A 23544-nucleotide genomic window follows, 5' to 3' on the forward strand; every position below is an offset into this window, starting at 1 on the left:
CTAAGCTAGGATGGCTTCCTGACAGTTTCAGGAGGCCATCCCATGTACGAACCGATCCGCACCAAGTCGGTCCACAGCACGGTGGACGGCCCCAACCCCGACTTCCCCCACCGTTCCCGCGAGGAAGAGCTCGACATCCAGCTCGCGGGACACCTCGCCGCGCTGCTCGCCGTCACGGACGAACTCCGCGCGCTGGCCCCGTCGGCCGACCTGGACACGGCGGCCGACCGGCTCGCCGAGCAGGTGACGCGGCTGCGGGGAGGCCTCGCGCCGGTCCGTGCGGTGGCCACCGGCGGACGCCAGAGCCAGCTCACCGCACTGCACCGGCGGGCGCACGCCCTGGCCGGGCGAGCCCTGGTGGTCGCGGCCTCGCGCGCCGACACGGCCGCGGCGATCCTGTCGGCACAGCGCATGGACGCGCACGCCGCCGCCCTGGCCGAACCGAGGGAACTGAGCGCCACCGGCTGACCCTCCCGCCAGGGTCCCCATGAACGGCCCCGGTCCGCGTGCACCCGCAGCGACGCGCGGACCGGGCGCCACATCCTCAGTACCGTGAGGGCATGGCCATGGAGGGCGCGAAGATACGCGCCACCGCCGAGGAACTCGGGGCCTACGCCGAGCGGCTCGAAGGAGCCCGGAGCGTCGAGATCGGCCCGTCCGGTCCGATCCTGGCCAAATGTGCCCGTCGAAGCGTCACGAGGGCACGATCCGCCGCATCCGCAAGCAGCTCGACGACCAGTTCCGCACCACGCACCCCGGTCACATCCGCACCACGGGTCCCGGTCACATCCGCACCACGCACCCCGGTCACATCTGTGCGAGCGGCCCGGAGGTCGAACACCCCGCGGCGGCCGCATGCGCCTCGCCGACGCCGTCGTCATCCCCGAGCACGTCTCGACGAGGAGGCGGAGCGGCCGGCGGCGAGCCTGCGCGAGACGGAGGCGCGGCGGCAGGGGCCCACAGGGGGTGTCTGGAGGACCGCTCGACGTGAGCGAGGGGCAGGCACGGAGGTAGAGGCGAAGGCCTGCCGTCACCCTCCTCCCGTCGGGGCGGACGGGAGGGCGACGGCAGGCCCGGGTCCCGCACGCCGTTGTACGGAACCTCGCCGGCATGGGGTGTCGGCACCGCGGCCGGCCGTGACGATGTCGCTGGTCAGGGCATACTCGGAGACCGGCCGCGGAGTCTGTCGCGGGCTCAGCCCAGGCGCTGCACCAGCGCCCGGTACTCGTCCCACAGTTCCTTGGGCGTGTGCTCGCCGAACGTGTTGAGGTGGTCGGGGACCAGGGCGGCCTCCTCGCGCCAGACCTCCTTGTCGACCGTGAGGAGGAAGTCCAGGTCGGACTCGGAGAGGTCCAGGCCGTCGGTGTCGAGGGCACCCTTCGCCGGCAGGATGCCGATCGGGGTCTCGACGCCCTCGCCCCTGCCCTCCAGACGCTCCACGATCCACTTCAGGACACGGCTGTTCTCACCGAAGCCGGGCCAGACGAACTGACCCTCGTCGTTCTTGCGGAACCAGTTGACGTAGTAGATCTTCGGGAGCTTCGCCGGGTCCTTGTCCTTGGCGACGTCGACCCAGTGGCCCATGTAGTCGCCCATGTTGTAGCCGCAGAACGGCAGCATGGCGAAGGGGTCGCGGCGCAGCTCGCCGACCTTGCCCTCGGCGGCGGCGGTCTTCTCGCTGGCCACGTTGGCGCCGAGGAAGACGCCGTGGTTCCAGTCGAAGGACTCCGTCACCAGCGGGACGGCGGTGGCGCGGCGCCCGCCGAAGAGGATCGCCGAGATCGGCACGCCCTTGGGGTCCTCCCACTCGGGCGCGATGATCGGGCACTGCGCGGCGGGGACGGTGAAGCGGGCGTTGGGGTGGGCGGCCGGGGTCCCCGACTCCGGCGTCCAGTCGTTGCCCTTCCAGTCGGTGAGGTGGGCCGGAGTCTCCTCCGTCATGCCCTCCCACCAGATGTCGTTGTCGTCGGTCAGCGCCACGTTCGTGAAGACGGCGTTGCCCCACAGCGTCTTCATCGCGTTGGCGTTGGTGTGCTCACCGGTGCCGGGCGCGACGCCGAAGAAGCCGGCCTCGGGGTTGATGGCGTAGAGGCGGCCGTCCTCGCCGAAGCGCATCCAGGCGATGTCGTCGCCGATGGTCTCGACGGTCCAGCCGCGGGTGGTCGGCTCCAGCATGGCGAGGTTGGTCTTGCCGCAGGCGCTCGGGAAGGCGGCGGCGACGTACTTGGACTCGCCCTGCGGCGGGGTCAGCTTGAGGATCAGCATGTGCTCGGCGAGCCAGCCCTCGTCGCGGGCCATGACGGAGGCGATGCGCAGGGCGTAGCACTTCTTGCCGAGCAGGGCGTTGCCGCCGTAGCCGGAGCCGTAGGACCAGATCTCGCGGGTCTCCGGGAAGTGGGAGATGTACTTGGTGGAGTTGCACGGCCAGGGGACGTCCTCCTGGCCCTCCTCCAGCGGTGCTCCGAGCGTGTGCACGGCACGCACGAAGAAGCCGTCGGAGCCGAGCTCGTCGAGGACGGGCTGTCCCATGCGGGTCATGGTGCGCATGGACACGGCGACGTAGGCGGAGTCGGTGATCTCCACGCCGATCGCGGAGAGGTCCGAGCCCAGCGGGCCCATGCAGAACGGGACGACGTACATCGTCCGGCCGCGCATCGAGCCGCGGAAGACACCCTGCTCGCCGGTGAAGATCTCCCGCATCTGCGCGGGGGCCTTCCAGTGGTTGGTCGGACCCGCGTCCTCCTCCTTCTCGGAGCAGATGAAGGTGCGGTCCTCGACGCGCGCGACATCGGTCGGGTCGGAGGCCGCGTAGTAGGAGTTGGGGCGCTTGACCGGGTCGAGCTTCTTGAAGGTGCCCTTGGCCACGAGCTCTTCGCACAGTCGCTCGTACTCGGCCTCGGATCCGTCACACCAGACCACGCGGTCCGGCTGCGTCAGTTCCGCGATCTCGTTCACCCACGAGATCAGTTCCTTGTGGGTGGTGGGGATGACGGGGGGAGCCGCGATGTCGCGCGCCACGATTGCTCCTAAATGAGGGATTTTGTCCTTGTTGCCCCGTGGGGGCCGCGACCCGGATGCTTCGCGTCGAGTCCCTCTGGCGCTCATCCGGTGCCGACCGCACTCATTTGATCATCCGACGAGTCCGCCCATCTGTCCAGAGGGCCGCCCAAGTGAGCAGAGTGAGGATCGCCACGTGTAGAGCGGCCACTTTGCGTCCACATGGGATTCGGCGGACGGTTCCTTGACACGGAGACTCCGGTACGCCCGCACACAGCGCGTGAGACGATGGCCACTCTTTGCCGGTCAGCGGATCACGGCGATCCGTAAGTTACGCCTCCGTAGGTACGATGCCCGCATGAATGCGTCCGCCCCTGACGCGCACACGGACACGCCGGCCGACGCCGGCGGCGCTCCCGTCGCGCTCTCCCTGCCGCATCCGGTCAAGCCCAGGCTCCGCGGCTGGCTGCACCTCGGCATGTTTCCGGCCGTACTCATCGCCGGCCTGGTGCTCACCGCCCTCGCCGACACCACCAGAGCCCGGATCGCCTGCGCCGTCTACGTGCTCACCGCCTGCCTGCTGTTCGGCGTGAGCGCGCTGTACCACCGGGGCGACTGGAGCCCCCGCATGGACGGCGTGCTGCGCCGCCTGGATCACGCCAACATCTTCCTGATCATCGCCGGCACCTACACCCCGCTGACGATGCTGCTGCTGCCCGGCTCCACGGGGCGGTGGCTGCTGTGGGGCATCTGGGGCGCCGCGGCGGCGGGCATCGTCTTCCGCGTCTTCTGGGTCGGCGCCCCGCGCTGGCTGTACACGCCGTGCTACATCGCGATGGGCTGGGCGGCCGTCTTCTTCCTGCCCGACTTCATGCGCGCGGGCGGCATCGCGGTCCTGGTCCTGGTGATCACCGGCGGCCTGCTCTACAGCGCGGGCGGAGTGATCTACGGCCTCAAGCGCCCGAACCCGTCACCGCGCTGGTTCGGCTTCCACGAGGTGTTCCACTCCCTCACCCTGGCGGCGTTCACCGCGCACTACGTCTGCATCTCGCTGATCGCCTACTAGACCTTCGTCCCTGCCGGACACGGCGACCGCGCGGCGCGCGGAGGAAGCAGCGCGGCCGTGGTCACGCCGGCACCGATGCCGGACACCGATGCCGGACACCGACGGACGACGACGGACGACAACGGGCAACGACGGACAATGGCGTTCATGACGGCAGCACGCACCACCGCCCCCGCCGGCCGCCCCCCGCTGGGACTCCGTGAGCGGAAGAAGATCAAGACCCGCGGGACGATCCGCGCCGCGGCCTACGCGCTGATCGGGGAGCAGGGGTACCACGCCACGACGATCGAGCAGATCGCCGACCGTGCCGAGGTGTCGCCGTCGACCGTCCTGCGCTACTTCCCGGCCAAGGAGGACATCGTCCTCACGGACGAGTACGACCCGGTCATGGCGGAGGAGCTCGCCGCCCGGCCGGCCGGCGAGCCGTGGCCGGACTCCGTCCGGTACGTGATGCGCAAGGCCATCGGCATCGGGACCGGCGAGGAGCCCGAGGTCACGCGGTTGCGGACGCGGCTGATGGCCGAGGTTCCCGCGGTGCGCTCCCGGATGCTGGAGAGCCTGTCGGCCACCGGCCGCCTGCTGGCCGACGCCATCGCCGGGCGCTCCGGCCCGGACGCGGGGAGCCTGGAGGTGCGGGTCTTCACGATGTCCCTCATCGGCGGCCTGATGGAGGTCTCGCGGTACTGGGCGGAACACGGCCACCAGGGCGACCTGGCCGACCTGGCCGACCGCGCCCTGGACGATGTCTTCGAGCAGGCGGCCCGGACGTCTTCGTGCGGGTGCTAGCGACCGCCCGTCGACGCGAGGTGTACCGCGACCGGTGAGCACGGCCCGGCCCGGGAGAACTCCCGCGGCCGGCCTCCGAGGGCATGACATCCTGACCCGGTGAGCGCAGCACCCGAGATCCACGTCGAGTTCGCTCCCGAACTGGCCCTCTTCGTCGCGCGCCGGCGTCGCACCGGCGCCACCCCGGTCGTCACCGACGGTGTCTCGACCCTCGGCCATGTCGTCGAGTCCCTCGGCGTCCCGCTGACCGAGGTCGGTTCCCTCGTCGTGGACGGCCGCGTAAGGCCCGTCTCGCACCTCCCGGCCGCGGGCGAGTCCGTCCGCGTACGGGCCGTCGAACGGCCCCAGGAGGTCCCCGGCGCTCCCCTGCGCTTCCTCCTCGACGTCCACCTCGGCACCCTCGCCCGCAGGCTGCGCCTGCTCGGCGTGGACACGGCGTACGAGTCGACGGACATCGGCGACCCGGCCCTCGCCGCTCGCTCGGCCGCCGAGAAGCGGGTCATGCTCAGCCGGGACCGGGGCCTGCTGCACCGCCGGGAACTGTGGGCGGGCGCCTTCGTCTACAGCACCCGCCCCGAGGAACAGCTCCAGGACGTCCTCGGCCGGTTCCGTCCCGGTCTCAGGCCCTGGACCCGCTGCACCGCCTGCAACGGCCTGCTCCGCAAGGTCACCAAGGAGGAGCTGGCGGATCGGCTCGAAGGCGGGACGCGGCGGTCGTACGACGTCTTCGCGCAGTGCCGGGAGTGCGGGCAGGCGTACTGGAAGGGCGCGCACCACGAACGGCTGGAGGCCATCGTGGAGCGCGCCCTCAAAGAGTTCGCGGGCGACCGCTAATTCCTGCGCACGTCACCCTTCCCGCAGGCGGTCCCGTCCTTGTTCCGGTCGAGCCGCAGCGGGTCGTCCTTGCCGTTGACCTTCAGGCGGCCGTAGTCGTTCGTCTTCAGCCACGCGCAGCGGGCGGCCGTCGTCCTCTTCACCTCGTCCGGGAACGCGGTCGGCACACAGACGTTGATCGAGCCGTAGTGCCGGTCGCAGCCGGAGACGGCCGGGCTGACCTGCTGCGAGGTCCGCTTCTTGCCGGGCCCGGTGACGGTGCCGTCGAGCGAGTCGGCGAAGGAGTGGACGTGCGCCGAGGCGTCGGTGGCCTTCAGCGCCTGCGGGCCCTGGAGGTGCACCCACTCGGCCACGGACGGCACCCCGTTGGCGTCGACCGCGAAGAGCATGTACCAGCCGGGCGGCGCCAGGTCGGGGTTGCTCGTCACGTTCAGGTCGATGTTGTTCCCGTCCACCGACAGCGGCAGGTCCACGAACCGCTGGTTCGGGTCGGAGGAGTGGGTGACGGCGGCCGGACGGATCAGCTCGGCCTTGGCGACGGGCCGGTCGACGGTGATCCGCTGGGTGTCGCCGTAGTTCCACTCGGTGTCGATCACCGAGGTGATCGCCGGGCGCGGGCCCTTGAGCAGATAGGGCGGGGTGTAGATCGACACGTCGTGGTTCCAGGTGCCGTTGCCCGGGTTGTCGCCGGTCGACATCACCCGGCCGTCCGGCAGCAGGAACGAGGACGAGTGGTAGCCGCGTGCCTCGGGGTCGGCGGCCACCGGGTCGAAGGTGTTGGTGGCCGGGTCGTAGATCGACGACTCGTACACCGGGTCGGCCCGGTTGTGCAGCGCGCCGCCGGTCTCCAGCACCGTGCCGTCGGGCAGCAGGACGGTGGAGACGTACATCTTGCCCTGGCCGCCGGTCTGCGGGACCCGGCCGTTGCCGAGGTCGACGGTGCCCTGCGGCAGCGGCGGGCCGGCGACGTAGGACGGGTCGGCGGACTTCAGGTCGATGACGTCGGTCAGCCGGCCCGCGTCCGGGTTGGAGTCGATGTTGCCGCCGCCGACGGTGAGGACCTTCTGGTCCTGCGCCGGCGGCAGCAGCACGCTCGCCGACTGGTCGCGCTGGTCCTTGTTCTGCAGGCCCGGGGTCTGCGTGACGGTGTTGGCGGCGTAGTCGTAGATCGCCGATCCGGTGCCGGGGATGTTGTTGCCGAAGACATGGCTGCCCGAGTAGAAGAGGCGGCCGTCCTGCATCAGGATCATCGACGGGTACAGACCCCAGTACGACCAGGTCTGGTTGACCTTCCAGGTCGGCAGCCACCGCTGCTCGGCGTCCGACCACAGCTCGGCGGTCACCGAGCCGGTCGAGTCCTCGCGCAGCCCGCCGAAGGAGATGACGTCACCGTTGCCGAGCGCGGTCGCCGACGGGTACCAGTGGCCGTCGTTCATGTCGTTGGTCTTGCTGTACGTCTCGGTGACCGGGTCGAAGACGTACGAGTCCTTGTAGCCCTCGTAGCCGTGCCCGCCCGCCACCGGGTACGCCTTGTTGCCGCTCATCACCAGCACGCGCCCGTCCTGGAGCTGCACGTGCCCGGCGCAGAACATGTCCTTCGGCGTGGGGATGACCTTGTAGGTGCCCTTGACCGGGTCGTACACCGCGGAGGTGAACGTGCCCGCCGCGAACTGCTCCTCGCTGTTGCCGGAGCCCGCGATCAGCAGCACCTTGCCGTTGTGGAGGACGACGGAGTGCATGGAGCGGACCGGGTTCTCCGTGGGCAGCACGTCCCACCTGCCGTCGGCGCACTCCGCGGCCGTGCCCGTGCACACCGGGTCCGGTACCGGGTCGGCGACCTGCTCCATCGTGTGGTCGTCGGTGGTGGCCGAGCCCGTGCCGTACACGGAGACGCCCCAGGTGATGCGGTCGGTGCCGGCCGGGACCTCCGGGGTGCGGACGGTGGCCTCGGTCCAGCTCCCGGCCATCTCCAGCGTCTTGAGGTCGGTCCAGTACTGCCAGCCGGCGGCCGTGTCGTGCCGGAAGAGCGTGAGCGAGGCGTCCGGGGTGGTCGACTTGTACCAGAGCCCGAGGTCGTACTGCCTGCCCGCCGTCACGACCGGCGCGCACTCGGCGGACTCCGTGATCAGCGCCTTGCGGTCGCCGTCGACGCGGCGGGTGAGCTCGACCTTCATGGCCTTGGAGCCGCTGTGGGCGTCGCCCACGGTCGAGAAGGCGAAGTCGTTGTCCCCCCACCCCGACCTCTCCCAGCAGTACGGCATGTCACCGGTGCCGGCGGTCTCGAAGCCGGGGTTCTTCACCAGGTTGGCGGCGGAGGCGGACTGGGGTGAGACGAGGAGGAGGCCGGCGGTGAGCGCCCCCACCCCGACGAGTGCGGTTCTTCTCCGGTACCTGGTCAGCTGACGTCTTCTCACGCGGCTCTCCTTGCTGTGCTGCTCCCGCGCAGCCCCCTGCGCGGCAGATAGACCAGCGCTTCGGTCGCCGCGAAGCGCAGGACGAAGGTCGTCACCAGGGCGAGCGCGGTCGCGGACAGCACGCCCATGCCGAGCCGGTGGACGAACAGCGCGATCAGCGGGATGCGCAGCACCAGGTCCGCGTTGGCGAGCAGCGCGAACCGCCCGGCGCGGTCCCACCACTTCCGGTGCCGCCGCCGGTCGCGGAACAGCAGATGCTCGATGAGGACGAAGTTCCAGGCCACGCCGAGCTGGTTGGCGAGGATCTCGGCCGGTACGTAGTGCAGGCCGGCGGCGGTGAGGGCCCACAGGCCGAGCAGGTTCGGCACGAAGCCGGTCACGCCGATCAGGCCGAAGCCGATCATGCGGGCGGCCGGGGAGGCGGAGCGCAGGCCGGCCAGGTGGCGCAGGAAGCGCAGGCCCTCCTGGGCGCCGGACTTGGACTCGCCCGCGAACCGGTCCTGGAAGACGAACGGGACCTCGGTGACCTGGCGCGGGCGGCTGCGGACGGCGAGTTCGAGGAGGATCTTGTAGCCGAGCGGCTGGAGCACGTCCGCGGTGACCGCGCTGCGGCGGATCGCGAAGAACCCGCTCATCGGGTCGCTGATGCCGTGCAGTGTGCGCGGGAAGAGCGACTTGGTCAGCCAGGTCGCACCGCGCGAGACGGCCACCCGGTAGCTGCCCGCGAGCCCGGCGCGGCTGCCGCCCTTGATGTACCGGGAGGCGACGACCAGCCCCGCGCCCGTCCGCTCGCCGGTGGCCACCAGTTCCGGCACCAGCGAGGGCGGGTGCTGGCAGTCACCGTCCATGACGACGACCCAGTCGGACGAGGCCGCCTTGATGCCCTCGACGACGGCGCCGCCGAGCCCGCCGGCCGGCTCGTCCCGGTGCAGGACGGTGACCGGGAAGGGGCAGTCCTTGGCCGCCTCGCGGATGACCTGGGGGGTGTCGTCCGTGGAGTCGTCCACGAAGACCACCTCGCAGGGCAGCCGGGAAGGCACCGACTCGGTGATCAGGTGCAGCAGCTCACGGATGTTGGCGGACTCGTTGAAGGTCGGGACGACGATGGTGACGGCGCCCGGCTCGGGCACCTCGACAGCGCGTAGGGCCGGTTCGCCGAGTTCTTTGGGGACGATGGATTCCTGGCTCATCGGACGCCTCCCACGGCGGTGCCGGTGGTCTGGATCTGCCGGATCTCGATCCGGTCCGCACCGGTGCCGAAGACGGCGACCGGTGTCGAGTGCTGGATGGCCGCCCTGACGTTGGGCAGGTCGACCGCGTCCCGCCGTACCGTCGGCGAGGCGACCACGTAGTCGATGTCCTTCCAGCCGCGCGGCATGGTCTTCGTCACCGCGGGGTCGAGGTCGGCCTTGTAGAACCAGATGACGCCGAGCCCGGGCCGGTACCCGGCGTGCACCAGGTCCAGCCACATCGCGTCGTCGACGAGCACCCGCGTGTCCTGCGGGTGGTCCACCTCGGTGCTCAGCCACTTCGAGGCGGCCTCGTAGGGGGCGTTGGCGTCGACGGTGACGGCGGTGCGGGCGCCGTCGTACCACTTCGGTACGACATGGGCGCCGGCGGCGACGGCGAGAACCGCCGCGAGGGCGTACCGCCCGCCGGTGACCCATCGTTTCTCCTCCGCGGCCCGCCATCTGCGCAGCACGGCGTGGGCGACGGAGGCGGTGCCTCCGGCGAGGACGAGGGCGAGGAAGGGCAGGGCCTGGATGACGTACATCGCGGGCAGGTAGCCGTTGGGGCGCAGGGCCAGCGCGGCGAGGATGGCCACCGTCAGGGCCGGTCCGGCCAGCGCGCGGGCGGTCACCGACCAGCGCCAGGTGGCCAGCAGCAGGAGGGCGCCGGCCAGGCCGCCCAGCGGCAGCACACGGTCGTAGTAGAGCCACGACTGGAAGACGCCGTGCGAACCGGAGCCGGGGTCGAGGATGAAGCCCGAACCGGGCCGGGTCATCTGGTACGTGACGCCGTCCCAGAGGGAGACGTGGCCGCCGCCGGGCAGCAGCTCGCCCTTGAGGAGGGCGAAGAGGGGATACGAGAAGCCGATCAGCACACAGGCCGTGATGGCGCCGGTGACCGCGAACTTCCGGGTGTCCCGGTGGCTGTGCCGCCACATGGTGACCAGCAGGGCGGGCAGGACGACGAGCATCGTCTCCTTGGTGAGCACGGCGGTGGCGGCCGCGATGCCCGCCCCGAAGTGGTGCCACAGGTGACGGCTCGGGGAGGCGGCGAGGGTGAACGCCAGCAGCGTCCACATCACCGCGAGGTTGTCGAGGAAGATCTCCCGCTGGAGGACGACGGACAGCGGGGAGAGCCCGAACAGGACCATGCCGAGCCCCGCGGCCCAGCGGGGCAGGGACAGCCGGCGGCCCAGGACGTAGACCAGCACCGCGCTGACGCCGCTGACGACCAGCATCATCACGCGCATCGAGCCGACGGTCATCGACTCGGGGCTGATCAGCGAGGGTATCCAGGTCAGCAGGGCGAGCTGGATCCAGCCGAGCGGCGGGTGGTCGTACCAGTAGGTGTAGTGGGCGAGGCCCCTGCCCTCCTGGACCGCCCAGGCCTGGGCGAGGTAGGTGCCCTCGTCGTCGCTGAGCGTCGGGTAGTCGGCGATGTTCCAGCCCTGCACGATCAGGATCGCCACCAGGAGCAGGCCGCACAGCAGGAGGTCGGGGCGGGAGGTACGCGGCCGGCTCGGCGGGGTGGTGCGGCCGGCCGGGGCGGACGCGGGCGCAGGCTGCCGCTGCGCGGGGACCGTAGGGGTGGTCACCGCGGGAAGGGTGGAGGTCACGCGGGGACGTCCTCTCGGGTCACTTCGGACGCCGTGAGGTGCGCGCCGACATGAGTGGTCAGCTCCCAGTCGTCGCGGCCGCGGTGCTCGCGCCAGACGGCACGGACGGCGGCACCGGCGAGGAGCACCTGGTAGAAGGGGCCGCCCACGACGAGCTTGAGGTAGTGCACGAAGCGCACCCGGAGGCCGTACTGCTTGCCGAAGTCGTGCAGTCCGACGACCTCGAAGACGAAGGTGACCAGGGCGGTGACGGCCGGCAGGAAGGTGACGAAGGCGATGCTCACGGGCACGTCGAGGAAGAGCGCGACGGCCACGTTCAGCGGGATGATCACGCCGGTGAAGGCCTGCATGAACGGCGTCATGAGCGTGTAGCGGGCCAGCAGCCGCTGGCCGAAGCCCGGGAGCTGCTTCCAGTCCTTCTTGCGGTACACCTGGAGGAAGCCCTGGTTCCAGCGGGTGCGCTGCTTCAGCAGCGACATCAGCGAACCGGGGGTCTCCTCCTTGGTCACCATGTCGCAGTCGTAGGCGACGACGACCTTCTTGCCGACGCTGGACAGGCGCACTCCCAGGTCACAGTCCTCGGCGAGGCAGTCGGGGTCCCAGCCGTCGGCTTCCCGCAGCACGTCCGTGCGGACGAAGACGGTGTTGCCGCCGAGCGGAATGAAACCTTTCTGCGCGTGCAGGTGCAGCCGCGAGCGGAACCAGAAGAAGTACTCCAGGCAGTTGCGCAGGCTGTACCAGCTGGAGTGGAAGTTAATCAGCTGGACCCCGCCCTGGACGACGTCCGCGCCGGTGGTCCGGAACGCGTGGTCGACGTGCGCGAGCAGCTCCGGATGGACCTGGTCCTCGGCGTCGAAGACCCCGACGACGTCACCGCGGCAGTGCGGGAGCGCGGTGTTCATGGCCCTCGGCTTGTTCTTCTTCTCGTGGGTGTCAACGACGACGCGCACGCGCGGGTCGCGCGCCGCGGCGTCGCGGGCGACCTCCGTGGTCTCCGGGTCGTCGTGCCCGACGATCACGATGATCTCGAAGTCGGTGTGGCTCGACTCCAGCAGCCGCTGGATGGTGTGGTCGAGCACGGCCTGTTCGTGGCGCGCCGGAAGCAGCAGCGAGAACGACAGGCTCTCGCCGCCGTCCGGTCTGTGGAAGCGCGTGGAGGCGAGCACCTCGGGCGTACGCCACGCGTGCATCTGCCACCACAGGGTGAAGGCCGCCATCCAGAACAAGGCCAGTGAAACGGCAGCGATGAAGACAGACGTCAACAACAGATCCCCCCAGATCCCGAACCCCCTGGCGCGACGGACTCCCCGTCCGTGACGTCACTGTGCAGAGATTAGGGGGGAACTGTGAAGCGCGGGAGCTGTTCCGATAAATAACGTGTTTCGGAACGGCGGGCGACTACTGGGAGGTATCCGCACACTTGGCCCATTCGGGCATCCCGAACGAGCCCCTCCGTTCTCGCCGGTCAGCGCGTCAGGGCCGCACGCAAACGCTCCGGATCGGTCGTCGGAGCGTCACAGGTGAAGTTACGGCAGACATAAGCGGTCGGTTCACCGCCGGCCAGAGGCCGGTCGGCGAGCAGCGGGAACTCGTCGCCGTCCGGCACGCCGACGGCGACCACCGCGCCGGGGGCGGTACCCAGCAGCGCCGTGCGGTGCAGGGTCCGCGTACCGGGATCGCCCGGCGCCGGTCCGACGATCGCCACCTCCCTCGGACCGTCCAGCAGCGCCTCGGCGACGGCGAGCCCCCAGCCGACGAAACGGGGGACGCGCGGGCCGAGGGCCTTGACGACACCGAGGGCCTTCTCGGCTGCGGTGCGGTGCGGCTCGGAGCCGGTCTGGGCGGCGTAGCTCAGCAGGGCGCCCGCGGCGGCGCTCCAGCCGGACGGGGTGGCGTTGTCGGTGGGGTCCTGCGGCCGGCGGATCAGCTTCTCGGCGTCGGCGGCCGTGTCGTAGAGGGCGCCGGAGTCGTCGGCGAACCGGGTGCGGACATGGTCGAGGAGGAAGCCGGCGAACTCCAGCCACACGCCCTCCCCGGTCACGGAGGCCAGCGCGAGGAAGCCCTCGGCGACGTCGGCGTAGTCCTCCAGCACCCCCGCGTTCGCGCCCGCCTGGCCGTCCTTGCTGGTACGGGCGAGGCGGGCGTGCTCGTCCAGGTGCAGCCGCACCAGCAGGTCGGCGGCGCCGACCGCGGCCTCCACCAGGTCGGGACGGTCGAAGTAGGCGCCGGTCTCGGCGAGCGCGGCGATCGCGAGGCCGTTCCAGGCCGCCACCACCTTGTCGTCCCGGCCGGGAGCGGGGCGCCGGGCGCGGGCGTCGAACAGCCGCCGCTTCACCGACTCGACACGCTCGGCGTCGAACACGCCCTCGTCCTGCGGGAGCTGGAGGACGGAGGCGCCCTCCTCGAAGGTGCCCTCCTCGGTGACGCCGAAGTAGTGGGCGGCGAGCTCGGCGTCGTCCTGGAGCACCGCGCGCAGCTGCTCGGGCGTCCACGCGTAGAAGGCGCCCTCGACGTGCCGGCCCGTCCCGTCGTCGCTGTCGGCGTCCAGCGCGGACGCGAACCCGCCCTCGTTCGTGCGCAGTTCCCGCACCATGAAGTCGGCGGTCTCCAGGGCGACCCGGCGGGCGAGCTCCGAGCCGGTGGCCCGCCACAGGTGGGCGTAGACGCGGCACAGCAGGGCGTTGTCGTACAGCATCTTCTCGAAGTGCGGCACGACCCAGTCGCGGTCCACGGAGTACCGGGCGAAGCCGCCGCCGAGCTGGTCGTAGATCCCGCCCCGGGCCATGCGCTCGCAGGTGTCCCGGGCCATCTGGAGGGCGCCGTCGGAGCCGGTGCGGGCGTGGTGCCGCAGCAGGAACTCGATCACCATGGACGGCGGGAACTTGGGCGCCCCGCCGAATCCGCCGCGCTGCGCGTCGTACTCCCGGGTGAGGCCGAGCAGGGCCTGCGCGAGCTCCTCCTCGCCGGGGGCCCGGCTGTCACCGTAGGAGATCTCCCGCCCGGCGAGATCCCGGACGATCTTCCCGGCGACGTCGGCGACCTCGTCCCGCCGGTCGGCCCAGGCGCTCCGCACCCCTTCCAGCACCTGCCGGAAGGAAGGCATGCCGTGCCGGGGCTCGGGCGGGAAGTAGGTGCCGAAGTAGAAGGGCTCGGCGTCCGGGGTGAGGAACACGGTCATCGGCCAGCCGCCCTGCCCGGTCGCCGCCTGCACGGCCTCCATGTAGACGGCGTCCACGTCGGGACGTTCCTCACGGTCGACCTTGACGTTGACGAAGTGGGCGTTGAGGTAGTCGGCGGTCTCCTGGTCCTCGAAGGACTCGCGGGCCATGACGTGACACCAGTGACAGCTGCTGTAGCCGACGCTGAGCAGGACGGGGACGTTCCGTTTCCGCGCCTCCTCGAAGGCCCCGTCCGACCAGGGCCACCAGTCGACGGGGTTCTCGGCGTGCTGCAGGAGGTAGGGGGACGTCTCGTGCGCCAGTCGGTTCGGCATGTGGTCCATCCTGCCGCAGTACCCAGTCCGTCACGCGGCAGGCGTGTCCCAGACGGTGACCTCGAGTCGTCCCGTTCCCTGGATCGGCGCGGCCTTGGCGCTGAGGTACACGGTCCGGCCTTCGCCGGTCCGCAGGCAGAAGCGGTCACCCGGCTTCACCGCCGCGTACGGGCTGCCGTTGGCGTCCACGCTCGCGGCGCACTCCGCCGCCGTCGGAACGACATCAGGGGCAGGCCAGGGGACCAGGTTCTTGGCGTAGTCCGGCACGTACAGCTCCGGGGTGCCGGAGGGCGCGCCGAACGTGATGTCCGCGCCGTCCGTGCTGCCGCCCGACACGGTCGGTGCCGGTGAGGTGTCCAGGTCGATCCCGATCACCCACCAGGCCCAGCGCGGCTGGTGGGAACCCTGCGGCGGGCCCGTCGACCCGTCGTTCACCGTACTGACGTGGCGCCCCCGTCCTTCCGCCCTGTGGCCGCGATCACGATAGCCACGGCGGCCCTCCGCACCAATTCTCCCTGCGGAGCACGGTGATCGGGGCCGCCCTCTCGCACCCACCCGCCGTCCGCAGCACACTTGACCAAGGATCGACAAGCCGCTGCCGTCGGAGGGGGACCTGACATGCGGGACAGTCATCGTGCGGAGGCGGAACGGCTGTTGGCGCGGGCCGTGGAGGAGGAGGCGCGGCGCTCCGGCGGGCGGATCGAGGGCGGCGTACTGCTGGCGCGGGCGCGCGGATCGCTGGACGCCATGGCGCAGACCGCCGCCGAGGAGTACGGGGCCTACACACGCGCGCTGGACGAGGCGAAGGCCGGTCAGCTCACCTTCGGGCAGCGGTACGCCCAGGAGGGGGGCGGTACTCCCCTGCTGGTGGCGGGCGTCGCCGCGGTCGCGGCCACCGTCGCCGACCTGGCCCTGGGCACCGGCACGGGCACGGCGCTGGGCGCCGGGCTGGCCGTGGGCGTGGTGGGCGCGGCGGCGACCGTCGTGAAGGTGGCCGGCGTCCATCTGCCCGCCGCGCACCACCGCGCGGGCGCGATCGGCCAGCCCGGCGGGCCCGAACAGCTGCGGTTGCAGTGGCTGACGGCGCTGGAGGTGCGCGGCATCCGCCCGTTCCTCGACCAGCAGCGGGTGCTGAGCGCGTCCACCGGGCCGAAGAAGACGGGCCCGCGGCTGAAGGGCGCGGACAAGAGCGCGGCGGCCCGCGGGCGCAGTGTGCTGCGACAGTCGTTCGGGCAACTCCCGGAGCTGGGCGGCCCGTTCGCGGGCCGCCGCCAGGAGATGGCGCGGATCCGGCAGTGGGTGCAGGCGTCCCGGGCGACCACCGAGACCCGTCCGACGGTGGTCGTGCTGCACGGGGCGTCCGGCAGCGGCCGGACGACGCTCGCGGTGCGCGCCGCCCACGACCTCAAGGACTACTTCCGCGGCGCGTGCGTGGTCGATCTGCGCGGCGACAGCCCGGAGGAGGAGCCGCTGTCCACCCGGGACGCGCTGCTGCACCTGCTGAACCGGCTCGGCGCGCCCCGCGAGCAGCTCCTGTTCCGGGAGCGGTCTTCCGCGGACCAGCAGGTCAAGCGGCTGAGCGAGCTGTACCACCAGCATCTGACCGGTCTGCCGGTCACCATCGTCCTGGACGACGCCTCGGACCCCGAACAGGTCCGCGCACTCGTCCCCGACCGCTCCGACAGTCTGGTCCTGGTCACCGCCCGGGAGGCCCTCGCGCTGCCCGCCGGCCTCACCGCCCAGGTGCACCACCTGCCCGTCGAGGCCCTGGACGCGCCGGGCGCGGAGGAGCTGCTGAGGGCGTGCGCCGAGGACAGCTCCGGCCCCTACGACGCCGAGTCCACCGACCGGATCAGGGAGCTGTGCGGCGGTCTGCCGCTGGCGCTGCGCGTCGCGGGCTCGTCCCTGGGACCGCGCTCGCCCCGCCGGCTGGCCGCGGACCTCGGCGTGTACGGCCCGGTCGAAGCGGCCGAGAGGGTGCTCTGGCTGCGCTACACCGACCAGTCCGAACCGGCCCGCCGGCTGCTGCGCCGGCTCGCGCTGGCCGGCCGCTCCTCCCTCGGCGCCGCCGCGGCCGCCGCGCTGCTGGCCACGGACGAGACGGAGGCGACCCGCCACCTGGCGGCGCTGGCCCGGGCGGGCCTGATCGACCATGTCCGCGGCAGCCGCTACCGCGTCCACGACCTGGTCCGCGCCTTCGCCCGGGCCCGTCTCCTCGACGAGGAGGAGCCGGCCGAGCGGACGGCGGCACAGGAACGGCTGATCGTGAACTACGCCGACCTCGCCGACTCGGTGCTGCGCCTGGTGGACGGCAACATGTCGACCCGCTCGGACCGTTTCAGCCCGCACGGCTTCCACTCCCTGGACGAGGCGCTGCGCTGGCTGGACGACGAGTCGAGCTTCATCACGGCGGCCCTCAGACACGCGGAGGGCGTCGACCAGGAGGCCGTGCTGAACCTGCTGGGCGCGCTGTGCGACTACTGCCTGCTGCGCGGCGACCTCTACCGGCTGGGCGAGATCAGCGAGCTGGCGCGTGGGGGTCCCCCCGCTCGAGCGGAGCCGAGTGTGGGGGAGGTCGACCAGGGCCTCCTGGTCCGCTCGGTGCAGTGGCGTACGGGCATCGCGGCCCGGCAGCTCGGCGAGCTGGACAAGGCGCGCACGACGCTGACCTCGGTGGTCGACCTGTACATGGAGGCCCACCATGACGCGGGCGCGGCCCGCGCCCTGGGCTCGCTCGGCATCACCCTCCACCACCAGGGCAACCTCACCGAGGCGGCGGCCCGTCTCCGTGAGGCCCTGGACCTCCAGTCGGCCCCCGAACTGGCCACCGACCGCGCCTGGACGATGCACGCGCTGGCGGCGGTGGAGCGGGACCGGGCGCACCTGTCCGAGGCCCTGGAGCTGCTGGAGGAGTCCCTGGTCCTGCACCGGGCCGGCGAGTCCGTGCACGGCGAGGCGTGGGCCCACTTCCAGCTCGGCCAGCTCGGCCTGCGCATGGGTGACGTACCGCGCGCGGAACGGGAACTGCGCACGGCCCTCGATCTGTACGGCCGCACCCGTGACGCCCGCGGCGAGGCCTGGGCCCTGACCCAGCTGGCCCGGGCCCGGCTGGTCGCCGGTGACGCCTCGGAGGCGCTGGACGCCCTGCACCTGGCCGCTGCCCGGCACCGCGACAACGAGGACGCGCGCGGCGAGGCGTGGACCGTCTACTACCTGGGCCAGGCCCTGGAGGAGACGGGCGATCTCGACCAGGCGGTCCGCGCCCTGGAGCGGTCCCGGACGATGTTCTCGCGGATGCGGGACGTCTACGGCCTCGCCTGCGCCCGGCACCACTCGGCCCGGGCGACCCGTGACCAACGGGCGGCGCAGACGGGCTCGTTGCGCAACTCGGGCTTCGCCCGTCAGCTGCTGGTCGACGCGCGGGCCGACTTCCAGCGCATCGGCGTCGCCCACGGCGAGGCGTGGACCTGCCTGGAACTGGCGGTGGTCGACGCGGGGAACGCCCGGACGCCGCAGGCACTGGCGCTGTGCGGCGAGGCGATCGGCCTGTTCACGTCGTACGGGGACCGCCGGGGCGAGGACTGGGCCCGCTTCCTGCGCTGCACGCTGCTGCCGTACGCGTCCCCGGGCGGCGTGGAGGTCGGCACGGCGGTGGCGCAGGAAGAGCTGGCGCAGCTGGCGCAGGCGGGCCATCCGGTGCGGGACGAGAAGCTCGACGACTGTGTGGGGGCGTACCGGTTGCTGCTGGAGCGCGGGGTCAGCCTGGAGGCGGGCTGGCAGGCCTGGCGGTTGGGGATGGTGCCGGGGAGGCATGCTCGGGAGGTGATGGGGGTGGCGGTGACGACGTCGCGGGCATAGTCGCGCTGCGGGGGCCCGGCGCTACGACGGCGCTGCATCGGCGGTACATCAGCGGTACAGGGGAGGTGTCCTGGGTGAGCGGTGTGCCGTTCGTGGGGCGCGAGGAGGAGCTGCGGGAGGTGCGCGAGGCGCTGGCGCCCCGCCGGATGGTCGTGCTCACCGGGCCGTCCGGCATCGGCAAGTCGGCCCTGGCGCGGCAGGTGACGCGGACCGGGCCGGGCTCGCCGGAGGTGTTCCGGATCGAGGACGTCGGTGTCCGGGAACGGCCGGAGACGACGCTGCTGCGGCTGCTGGACGCCGTGGGAGCGCGGCCCGGGCGGCTGGCGGACGTCGTCGAGGCACCGGCCGACCGGGTCCGCGACACGGTCGTCGAGCTCTGCCGGCGGGAACTGGCCGACCGCATGTGGCCCGTGCTCGTCGTGGACGGCGCCGGCGGCCCGCTCCTGGACGCGCTGCGGTCGGTGGTGCAGGGTTCCAACTGCCAGGTTCTCGCCCTCACCGAGCAGGCCGACGTACCGCCCTCCGCGTACCGCTGCCAGTTGGGTGACCTGTCGTGGCCGGCGGCACGGCGGCTCGTCGGTGAGGCGGCGGGGTACGGGTCGGCGCCCGACGCGACGGCCGACGGGACGACGGCCGACGGGACGACAGCCGACGGGACGACGAGCGGCGGGACGACAAGCGGCGGGACGACGAGCGGCAGGACGACGAGCGACGCGGCGGCCGACAGGCTGGTGCGCCCCGCCACCCTGGGCAGGCCCGCGCTCACCCCGCTCGCGTTGCGCATCGGCGGGGCGCTGGCCGGCGTCTGCCACCGGACCGGCGACCTGCCGGACACCCTCCCCGGCCTGATCGCGTCCGCCCGGGAGCTGCTGCGCGGGAGCGCGCTGCGGCTGTGGGACGCACTGGCGGCGCTGACCGCGCCGGACGGACTGTGGCTGCCGGACGAACTGGTGGCGCGCCTGCTGCCGGACGCGGACGCCTCGGACGGCCGCCGTGCGCGCTGCGCCGAGTGTCTGCGGCGGGACCTGGCCCTGCTGGAGGGCCTGGGGCTGCTGGAGCGCGACGGGACGGGAGTGCGCCTGCACCGGGCGGTCGTCGCGCAGCTCACCCGCGACTGGCCGCGCGAGGAGGCGCGGGAGCGGGCCCTCGCCGCGGCACGGCCGTTGCTGTGGGAGGCCAGACGCTCCCCCTCCCTCATCGGTGACCATCCGACGCCGTACCTCCTGCTGGTCACGCGGATGCTGTCCGCCCGGGATCCGGAGGTGCGGAGTTTCAGCGCGTACCTGGCGGACGAACTGGCCCACCGGGGACGGGTGTTCGCGCTCCTCGCGCTGCGGGAGTGCGTACGGCACGAGCTCGGAGAGGACGAGGGGTTCGCGGCTCCCCTGGCCCTTGCCCTGCGGCGGTGCGAGGAACCGGCTCTGGCCCGCAAGGTGCTGCCCCACGACAGCCCCGGACCGGCCGAGCGGCTCCAGCTCGCGCTGTTGTGGCGTGATCTGGGGCGGCTGCGCGACGCCGAGCGTCACCTGGCCGGGCTCTCCTCCGGACGCGGCGCCGACGGCTGGGTCCTGCACACCAAGGCCGCCGTCGCCTGCGACCGGGGGGACCTGCGCGGTGTGGGGCCGTTGCTGCGCCGCGCGATCGAGGCGCACCAGGTCGCGGGGGACCTGCGGGGCGAGGCGTGGGCCGTGCTCGAGTACGGGCGCTGGTGCCTGCTGCGAGGGGACTTCGACGACGCCGTCAAGCAGCTCAGTGCCGCACGGATGATGTTCCTCGACATCAAGGACCCGCACGGTGGGGACTGGGCGGACACCGAACTGCTGAGGCTCTCCGTCGTGTCCCGGGACAGCGGCCTGGCGGTCACCGAGACGCCGGGGACGCCGGGGACGTTTGTCCGTACGCGGCGGACGCCGGGCCACAGCCGGGTCGAGGCGTGGCGCGCGCTGTACTCCGGCCTGCTGCGGGAGGGGGAGCCGGGCACTGCGCCCGGCCACGGGTCCGTGGCCATGGCCGCGGCGGTGGCCGGGTACGAGTACGGGTCCGTGGCCCGGCACAGGTCCGTGGCCGGGTCCGCACCCGGGTCCTTGGAGGCCCTCCGGCTCGGCGACGCGGCGGACGCCTTGCGCGGCGCCTGGGACGCGCACTACCTGGGGCTCCGCGACGACACCCCGGGGTACCTCGCGGTGGCCGCGAGACGGTTCACCGACGCCGGGTGCCCGCACGGCGAGGCCTGGACCGCTCTGGAGCAGGGCATCCGGCAGCCTCTGCGCGGCCCGGGCCGGCATGCGCTGGCCCGTGCCCGCGCTCTCTTCGACTCCATCGGCGACGAGGCGGGCAGGGCCTGGACCGACCTCGCCCGCACCGTCCTCGACGGCGAGGACCCTCCCCGCGCCGTGCTGTGGGAGCTCTCCCGCCGCTGTCCGCCCTCCCTGCTCGCCGCCATCGAATGGCCGCAGGAACGCGGCCGGTTCCGCGTCCCCCGCGCCGCCCGCCACACCGTCCCCGAGCCGCGTTACGACGGCGTCCCCCGCTTCCCCACCACGGAGTCGCACCTCCGCCTCACCCTGCTCGACGACGCCCCCGGCGCGGACCGGGCGGCACGCATCGCCCTGCGGCTGGTACCCGGCGTGCACCATCCCTGGGCCTCCGCCGCCGGGCCCGGGCTGCCCTGGCTGTCCGCCCGGGCGATCCCCCTCACCGCCGCCGACGTGCAGCCCGAGCACGCCGTCGCCCTCCTGCCCTCCGCCGGCGACGGGCCGGGCGCCGGAGCCGAGTTCCGGTTCACCCCGAGGAGGCCGGGCCGGCACCGCATCCGCTTCGTCGTCGAGCACCACGCCACCGGCGTCGTGCTGCAGGAGGTCGAGACGGAGATCGACACAGCCGACGCCGGGGACGGGGCACCTCCGGCTGCCACGCCGCTGTCCGAGCCCCTGCGCGGACGGTGACCGTGGCCCGTGACCTGCCCGTCCGCATCACGCAGGACCCCAGCCAGGGCTTCACCCGCCGGCCGGCCCGCGCCATCCGCCACCCGGACCTGGTGCTGGTCCTGGACGCCTACGCGGGCGACCACGTCCGGGCCCGGGCCTACGGCGACGTGGTGCCCGCGGCGTTCGCCGAGTACACGGCGAGGCTGGACGTCGCGCCCGCCGCCCTGCGCGCCTCCGCCGCCCGCCTGCGCGCGCTGTGGAAGCGGGAGCTGGTGGCGTACGAACCCGTCGACGACCACGGCGTGCCCCGGCCCGGCCGCCCGCGCCTGCCGTACGCGGCCTGCCCGGATCTCACCGCCGAGCCCGCACACGAGCTGCGGGCCATCCTCGACGAACTCGTCGAGCAGGGGACGTACCTGCTGTGGGAGGAACTGCTGGGAGCCGGCGGGCCGGGGGCCGAGCGGCTGCGCAAGGTGGTGCTGGACGCCTTCTCCGGCCCGGGGCCTCTGCGGATCCGGGTGGATTCCGACCTGTTCCTGCCCTGGCCGATGCTGTGCCTGCCCCCCGAACACGGTCCGCAGAGCAAGGACGGCCCCGACGAGCTCCTCGCCCGCTTCCTCGGGTACCGCCATCAGATCGAGCAGACCGGCGGCCACCACCCGGACTTCCCCGACGAGGACGACGCGGCACGGCTGCCCCCGACCCCGGTGGTGAGCCTGAACCACGACACCGGCATCGACCCCGAGGGGCGGACGCGGGCCGCCGAGGTCGCCGCGGCGCTCGCCGACGGGACCGTACGCGTCGAACGCACCCGCCGCGAGGAACTCCTCAGCGCCCTGAAGTCCGACCGGCTGGACGAGCAGCTCGTGTACTTCTGGTGCCACGGCCACTTCCGCCCCGTCGACGAGTCGGGACCGGCCCTGTTCGTCGTGCAGTTGAGCGACCACCGGGACATCGACGCGCACACCCTGCTGGCCCGGCGGGCGGCCGCGGCGGGCCCGCTGTTCCCGTACCAGCCCGTGGTGCTGCTCAACGCCTGCTACGCCGGGCTGCCCGGCTCCGCCGACCTGACCCACCTGGGCGGGGCGCTGATCCGGGCCGGAGCGGGCGGGGTGCTCGGGCCGCAGATCGAGATCCCGCAGGTCTTCGCCGCCGAGTACGCGTACGCCTTCGTCACGCGGTATCTGTCCGGCACCGCCACGGCGGGCGAGATCGCGCACCTCCTGGCCCGGCACTTCGCGGACACCTTCCGCAATCCGCTGGGCTTCACGTACGCGCTGCACTGCGGCATGGACCGCAGACTGGAGCGCGGACCGCAGCCACGACCGGAGCGCACCCCATGACGGGCCCGGACGCCGTGCGGGCCGTGGACCTGGACGAGAACGGCTGGCTGACGCGGACCACCGCCACCGGCGCGCTCCCGGTGCCGGCCGCCCGGCTGGACGCCCACCTCGCCGAGCAGCTCACGCCCCCGCGCTGGGCCACGGACATCGTCGTCTACGTCCACGGCTGGCAGACCGCGCCCGAGTCCGCCCTCGCCGCCGTGCGCCGGCTGCTGGCGCTGACGAGCACGCGGTACGACCCGGTGACGTACCCGGGGCTGGCTCCCTGGCGGCCGTGGACGGTCCTGGTCCGCTGGCCGTCGCGCTCCCTGCCCTCGCTCGGCGGCTACCGCCGCATCCGGGACCGCGCCCACGCCATGAGTACGCGGGGCCACGCGGCCCGGGTCATCGGCCGGCTGCTCGGCTACCTGGACGCGCATCGCGGCGACCCGGCCGCGCCGCCGGTCCTCGCCAACCACGCCGGCCAGTACCTGCACCTGGTCGGCCACTCCTTCGGCTGCCGGCTGCTGTGCGAGGCCGTGCAGTGGGCGGCGGACGAGGAGCCGGTCACCCTGGGGTGGAGTACGCCGGGGCCGCCTGGGCGGCCCTTCACCGTGGATTCGATGCTGCTGCTCCAGATGGCGGCCCCCCGGGACGCCTTCGCCACCACCTTCACCGCCCTGGCCGGGGCGCCCCTACGCGGGCCCGTCGTCGCGACGTACTCCCGGCACGACCGCGCCACCGGCTTCTGGCATCTGCGCGCGGAGCGACGGGCGGGCATCGGATACGCCGGAATCGGCACCGCGCCCGCGCCGGTCTCCGCGATCCGGATGCTGCCGCCCGCGCAGCCGTACCCGCGGGCCGCCCTCGACCACCGCTTCGTCAGCGTCGACGCGAGCGACGTCTTCGTGCGCGGGCGCGGGCCCGCGGGCGCGCACTCGGACCATCTGCGGGCGGAGTCCGCCCACCTGCTGCTGTCCCTGGCCGGCCACTGCCGGTGAC

The 23544-nt window shown here is 72.6% G+C and carries 15 protein-coding genes; 8 read left to right on the forward strand and 7 right to left on the reverse strand.

All coding sequences use genetic code 11. The features are described from left to right. Window positions 1-42 precede the first annotated feature (42 nt). On the forward strand, window positions 43-468 hold the full coding sequence (locus ACWD0J_RS22475) for an SCO4983 family protein (protein WP_451497580.1): 426 nt from the start codon (window positions 43-45) through the stop codon (window positions 466-468). Window positions 469-1194: 726 nt separating this feature from the next. Here ACWD0J_RS22475 and ACWD0J_RS22480 read toward each other — a convergent pair. After that, entirely contained in the window at window positions 1195-3018 is a 1824-nt protein-coding gene (locus tag ACWD0J_RS22480) for a phosphoenolpyruvate carboxykinase (GTP) (protein WP_451497581.1), read from the reverse strand. A 337-nt stretch (window positions 3019-3355) separates the two neighbouring features. Here ACWD0J_RS22480 and trhA point away from each other — a divergent pair, with 337 nt between their 5' ends. The 3 genes from trhA to ACWD0J_RS22495 all read left to right on the forward strand — a co-directional run bounded on the left by trhA (window position 3356) and on the right by ACWD0J_RS22495 (window position 5683). Then, window positions 3356-4063, forward strand: coding sequence for a PAQR family membrane homeostasis protein TrhA (trhA, locus tag ACWD0J_RS22485; RefSeq protein ID WP_451497582.1), 708 nt, complete (start codon window positions 3356-3358; stop codon window positions 4061-4063). 147 nt (window positions 4064-4210) lie between these two features. Then, entirely contained in the window at window positions 4211-4849 is a 639-nt protein-coding gene (locus ACWD0J_RS22490) for a TetR/AcrR family transcriptional regulator (protein ID WP_451497583.1), read from the forward strand. 99 nt (window positions 4850-4948) lie between these two features. Continuing rightward, window positions 4949-5683, forward strand: coding sequence for a Mut7-C RNAse domain-containing protein (locus ACWD0J_RS22495; protein ID WP_451497584.1), 735 nt, complete (start codon window positions 4949-4951; stop codon window positions 5681-5683). Here ACWD0J_RS22495 and ACWD0J_RS22500 read toward each other — a convergent pair. The 6 genes from ACWD0J_RS22500 to ACWD0J_RS22525 form a co-directional block, all read right to left on the reverse strand. Continuing rightward, window positions 5680-8097, reverse strand: coding sequence for a galactose oxidase-like domain-containing protein (locus ACWD0J_RS22500; RefSeq protein WP_451497585.1), 2418 nt, complete (start codon window positions 8095-8097; stop codon window positions 5680-5682). The genes ACWD0J_RS22495 and ACWD0J_RS22500 overlap by 4 nt on opposite strands. Further along, the gene (locus tag ACWD0J_RS22505) at window positions 8094-9287 is read right to left on the reverse strand and encodes a glycosyltransferase (protein WP_451497586.1); all 1194 of its coding nucleotides are present in this window, start codon (window positions 9285-9287) and stop codon (window positions 8094-8096) included. The genes ACWD0J_RS22500 and ACWD0J_RS22505 overlap by 4 nt, the downstream gene beginning before the upstream one ends. Then, on the reverse strand, window positions 9284-10942 hold the full coding sequence (locus tag ACWD0J_RS22510; RefSeq protein WP_451497587.1) for an ArnT family glycosyltransferase: 1659 nt from the start codon (window positions 10940-10942) through the stop codon (window positions 9284-9286). The genes ACWD0J_RS22505 and ACWD0J_RS22510 overlap by 4 nt, the downstream gene beginning before the upstream one ends. Further along, window positions 10939-12207 (reverse strand): glycosyltransferase, encoded by a 1269-nt coding sequence (locus ACWD0J_RS22515; protein WP_451497588.1) that lies wholly within the window; start codon window positions 12205-12207, stop codon window positions 10939-10941. The genes ACWD0J_RS22510 and ACWD0J_RS22515 overlap by 4 nt, the downstream gene beginning before the upstream one ends. 200 nt (window positions 12208-12407) lie before the next feature. Next, the gene (locus ACWD0J_RS22520; RefSeq protein ID WP_451497589.1) at window positions 12408-14435 is read right to left on the reverse strand and encodes a thioredoxin domain-containing protein; all 2028 of its coding nucleotides are present in this window, start codon (window positions 14433-14435) and stop codon (window positions 12408-12410) included. Between the two features lie 30 nt (window positions 14436-14465). After that, window positions 14466-14870, reverse strand: coding sequence for a hypothetical protein (locus ACWD0J_RS22525; RefSeq protein ID WP_451497590.1), 405 nt, complete (start codon window positions 14868-14870; stop codon window positions 14466-14468). A 183-nt stretch (window positions 14871-15053) separates the two neighbouring features. On the opposite strand from ACWD0J_RS22525, the gene ACWD0J_RS22530 reads away from it, so the two are divergent. The 4 genes from ACWD0J_RS22530 to ACWD0J_RS22545 all read left to right on the forward strand — a co-directional run bounded on the left by ACWD0J_RS22530 (window position 15054) and on the right by ACWD0J_RS22545 (window position 23543). Further along, window positions 15054-18293, forward strand: a complete 3240-nt coding sequence (locus tag ACWD0J_RS22530; protein WP_451497591.1) for a tetratricopeptide repeat protein — start codon at window positions 15054-15056, stop codon at window positions 18291-18293. Window positions 18294-18367: 74 nt separating this feature from the next. Continuing rightward, window positions 18368-21238, forward strand: coding sequence for an AAA family ATPase (locus ACWD0J_RS22535; RefSeq protein WP_451497592.1), 2871 nt, complete (start codon window positions 18368-18370; stop codon window positions 21236-21238). Window positions 21239-21240: 2 nt separating this feature from the next. Further along, a complete protein-coding gene (locus ACWD0J_RS22540; RefSeq protein WP_451497593.1) occupies window positions 21241-22563 on the forward strand; it encodes a CHAT domain-containing protein in 1323 nt (440 codons plus the stop codon). Further along, a complete protein-coding gene (locus ACWD0J_RS22545) occupies window positions 22560-23543 on the forward strand; it encodes a hypothetical protein (RefSeq protein WP_451497594.1) in 984 nt (327 codons plus the stop codon). The genes ACWD0J_RS22540 and ACWD0J_RS22545 overlap by 4 nt, the downstream gene beginning before the upstream one ends. Window position 23544 lies beyond the last annotated feature (1 nt).

Source organism: Streptomyces sp. NPDC003011 (genome assembly GCF_053591515.1).

What these genes read in the sequence shown, in the direction of transcription:
- ACWD0J_RS22475 (WP_451497580.1), top strand. Translation starts at nt 43, where the DNA reads ATGTACGAACCGATCCGCACCAAGTCGGTCCACAGCACGGTGGACGGC.
- trhA (WP_451497582.1), top strand. Translation starts at nt 3,356, where the DNA reads ATGAATGCGTCCGCCCCTGACGCGCACACGGACACGCCGGCCGACGCC.
- ACWD0J_RS22490 (WP_451497583.1), top strand. Translation starts at nt 4,211, where the DNA reads ATGACGGCAGCACGCACCACCGCCCCCGCCGGCCGCCCCCCGCTGGGA.
- ACWD0J_RS22505 (WP_451497586.1), bottom strand. Translation starts at nt 9,287, where the DNA reads ATGAGCCAGGAATCCATCGTCCCCAAAGAACTCGGCGAACCGGCCCTA.
- ACWD0J_RS22520 (WP_451497589.1), bottom strand. Translation starts at nt 14,435, where the DNA reads ATGCCGAACCGACTGGCGCACGAGACGTCCCCCTACCTCCTGCAGCAC.
- ACWD0J_RS22530 (WP_451497591.1), top strand. Translation starts at nt 15,054, where the DNA reads ATGCGGGACAGTCATCGTGCGGAGGCGGAACGGCTGTTGGCGCGGGCC.
- ACWD0J_RS22545 (WP_451497594.1), top strand. Translation starts at nt 22,560, where the DNA reads ATGACGGGCCCGGACGCCGTGCGGGCCGTGGACCTGGACGAGAACGGC.